Genomic DNA, 2,644 nt, shown 5'->3' with positions numbered 1-2,644 from the left:
AGTATGGGAACCTATGATTGATGGTCTTGAAGAGTTGAACGATACTACATTCGAACGAGAACCGGTAGTGGGGAAACACGGCCTCGTTTATTGAATCAGGCAACGGTAATCGAGGCGGTAGTCGTACAGCGTTTCAAGTATTTTGCCTCCTGGAATAAAACTTGGGAGGAGATGATTTTCAACACGGAAAAGGAAACTATTAAAAGTATGCAAGAGAGATGAAAACAATCTCTCCTCATGCTCCTGGACCCCGCATTGAGTGCGGGGTGACGGGGAGAGTCATTCCGCACCGTGATGCGGAATCCAGAAATACCCTGGCAGTGATTTCACATCTGGGTCGTTTTCTTGCTCGTGCCTCTTTTTAGAACGCACGGGTTGTACGTCCCTATGTTTCCCACAAGCGACTCACAACTGGACCCCGCATCGTTGTGCGGGGTGACACGCTGTTGCATTTTCATCTCTATTCGCTTGGATATGTGGAGGGAAATTCATACCTTGACGCATGAAAACAGGATGTTGAATTTCGGTATGTATTAAACCTGTGCTAATACTTATGAATAATAAGAAATTGAATAAGATATTACAGTACGTATTTATACTGTTTTCTTTGATAGTAATTGTTTATAGTGTTTTATTTATTATCAGCCAGGAAGTTAATATAAAGTATTATTTCGAAAATTCCTTACCCAACGGCAGTAATAATTCAATTCCTATTTGTCAAAAAGACTTTTTCTTAGAGGTGATATTATATGCTAAAGTTCTTCTTTTTTATGCTATATACGGGCTGTTTTTATCAATCTCTTGCATAAAGAAATCGTCATATCAAGACTCCAAATAGAATAGTGTAACCTTAAAATGATCCATTATGAAAAGATATATAGCCTTGCTTTTTCTATTTTGTCCGTTACTTGCCTTTTCTCAAATAATATGCGAAAAGGCCGACAGTATAAAGATTAAACATTTCTCTTTTGATGTTTATACGGCAGTTGACACCCCAAGGCGATTGTTTGACAGTCATTTTGAGAAAGGGAAAGGTTCTTATCCCTATTTCCTTAAAAAATTATCCTATTCAGAAATCCAACAACTCTGTCAGAATCTACTGCAATTAAATGCTCTTCCCGATTCTCTGATAAGAATAAGGCCGTATGATTGTATGAAAAAGACCGTAACAACAAAACAAGGGAATACCGTAGAATTGGATATAGATCCCCTTGATGTAAGGGGAAAAATTGAGATTTACTCGCAGGGTAACCTTTCAATAATTTGGTATGACGAAAGATTTGTGGATATGGGAAATAACAGATACTATATGTCAGATAATTTGAAGAGAATGTTGAACCGTTGGTTCGATTAATTGGGAAAGTGATGATGCAATATAAAATAAGAGGTGACGGAAATGCGACAGCATTATTTACATATTCCGACCTACAAAATATATTTTGTAGGAACTAAAGATAATCCGGTTGATCCCAAGTATATTACATATTAAATCCAATGCTATGAAATCCAAGTATGCAATTTTGACGGGTGTAATCTTCACCCTCTTATCGGCACCGTTATGGGGGCAGGCATCTAATGACGAGTCAAAGAGAGAAAGAGGGTACCTGCAGGTGCCGGAGCTTGTCTTTAAAGACTCTCTGTTCTTTCAACGTATAGACTCACTTGTTTTTAATTCGATTTGTTTCAACTTGCATAAGTTGGATAAAGGTAATTTTGAGGTATATTACATTGATTCGGAAGAGTCCCGGCTGAGATTTGATTTATATCCCGAATTTGAATTTCGCGGAGGTACAATAACCGGATATTTTGAATATAAAAATTTTTCTTTCGTTTGGTATGGAGTTATTCCCGATTCGCTATGCGAGGTATCAGACAGGAAACGGGAGTTCTCCTATTGGAAAGGAGAGAATGGCGATTCGGTTATCTCCGTGTATTTGGGTTACGTCGAGGGCTCGATACAATCTATGGGAATGGATTGCCCCGATTTGGATATGCAGCGTTCATTCTATGATGAGGACTAACAAAATTCTGTTTAACGGCTATGAAAAAGTGTATGATTTATGTGTTGCTGTCACTGATAGGTGTACCAACCATACAGGCCCAATTGCTGACCTATGAAGAGATAGTGAAAAAAATCACGGTCTATATGCCCGAAATGAATATAAAAGACTCGGTCTTTTTACAAGAGATAGACTCCAAGATTTTCAATTCGGGTTGCGCTTGCTTGGACTACGAAGGTGCCGATGTATTTAATGTTAAATCGAAAAAGCAAGACGATGGAAGCTATTATCTCATATTCTCGATATCTGCCTCTCCAAGAGCCAGGGAGGGGACGGGATATTTCGAATACAACGATTTCCTTTTTGTGTGGCATGGGGACCTTCCTCCATATCTATATGAACGAACGGGGAAAAAAAGAAAATTCACTTATCAACAATATGTCCCCATTATAAAACATGATTGGGGAGATTTCTATTTCAAATACTCTCGTGGAAAGATGGAGATAACCGGGCTGGGGTGCTGGTGATAGGGATAGTGTAACCTTAAAGTAATTCATTATGAAAAAGGCGATTTTAATATTCCCGATTCTGTTTTTGCTTTTACCCTTTTGGGGAAGGAGTGAAGATACTGAAAATACAATCGA

At 38.5% G+C, this 2,644-nt stretch carries 3 protein-coding genes; all 3 read left to right on the top strand.

Annotated features, from left to right (window positions below):
- Positions 1-865: 865 nt before the first annotated feature.
- The 3 genes from B5F38_RS13990 (at position 866) to B5F38_RS13980 (ending at position 2,527) form a co-directional block, all read left to right on the top strand.
- A complete protein-coding gene (locus B5F38_RS13990) occupies positions 866-1,354 on the top strand; it encodes a hypothetical protein (RefSeq protein WP_143241001.1) in 489 nt (162 codons plus the stop codon).
- A gap of 145 nt (positions 1,355-1,499) precedes the next feature.
- Positions 1,500-2,021: a hypothetical protein gene (locus B5F38_RS13985; protein WP_143241000.1), complete on the top strand. Its 522-nt coding sequence runs from the start codon at positions 1,500-1,502 to the stop codon at positions 2,019-2,021.
- A gap of 32 nt (positions 2,022-2,053) precedes the next feature.
- Positions 2,054-2,527: a hypothetical protein gene (locus tag B5F38_RS13980; RefSeq protein ID WP_087409730.1), complete on the top strand. Its 474-nt coding sequence runs from the start codon at positions 2,054-2,056 to the stop codon at positions 2,525-2,527.
- Positions 2,528-2,644: the final 117 nt, after the last annotated feature.

It is taken from the genome of Barnesiella sp. An22 (assembly GCF_002159975.1).
Taxonomy (GTDB): domain Bacteria; phylum Bacteroidota; class Bacteroidia; order Bacteroidales; family Barnesiellaceae; genus Barnesiella; species Barnesiella merdigallinarum.
The sequence above is the reverse complement of the archived record's forward strand: the minus strand, read 5'-3'. Positions and strand labels throughout refer to the sequence as shown.

Excerpts from the sequence above, each read along its gene's own strand:
- B5F38_RS13990 (WP_143241001.1), top strand. The coding sequence starts at position 866 with ATGAAAAGATATATAGCCTTGCTTTTTCTATTTTGTCCGTTACTTGCC.
- B5F38_RS13985 (WP_143241000.1), top strand. The coding sequence starts at position 1,500 with ATGAAATCCAAGTATGCAATTTTGACGGGTGTAATCTTCACCCTCTTA.
- B5F38_RS13980 (WP_087409730.1), top strand. The coding sequence starts at position 2,054 with ATGATTTATGTGTTGCTGTCACTGATAGGTGTACCAACCATACAGGCC.